General features: G+C 65.3%; 1 protein-coding gene. It reads right to left on the bottom strand.

Going from position 1 to position 415, the window contains the following annotated elements; genetic code table 11:
- A partial coding sequence (locus tag KYG_RS18740; RefSeq protein WP_034695361.1) for an OmpA family protein occupies window positions 1-415 on the bottom strand: 415 nt, incomplete at both ends.

Here is a 415-nt window from a genome sequence, read left to right as displayed (position 1 = left end):
TTGGCGTCGTTGGAGATGGTCACTTCCACGCGACGGTTCAGGGCGCGGTCGGAGGCGTTGCTGTTGCTGGCCACCGGGAAGTTCTTGCCATAGCCACGGGCCTGGATGCGGCTCGGCTCGACGCCAGCGCTGACCAGGGCGGTCTGGATGGCCTGGGCGCGACGCTCGGACAGCTGCTGGTTGTAGGAGTCGCTGCCGACGCTGTCGGTGTAGCCCTCGACGATCACCTTGCGCTCGGGATTCTGCTTCAGGTAATCGGCCAGCTTCTGGGCGTTGGCATAGCCCTGGGGCTTGAGTTCGGCCTTGTTGAAGTCGAACAGCACGTTGCCGAAGGTCACCACGGTGCCGCGCTCGGTCTGCTTGGCCTGCAGGGCATCCTGCAGTTGCTTGAGCTGGGCGGTACGGGCGTCCAGGC

This window comes from Acidovorax sp. NO-1, from assembly GCF_000238595.1.
In the GTDB taxonomy this organism is placed as follows: Bacteria; Pseudomonadota; Gammaproteobacteria; order Burkholderiales; family Burkholderiaceae_C; genus Acidovorax.
This window is presented reverse-complemented; position numbering and strand designations above follow the sequence as displayed.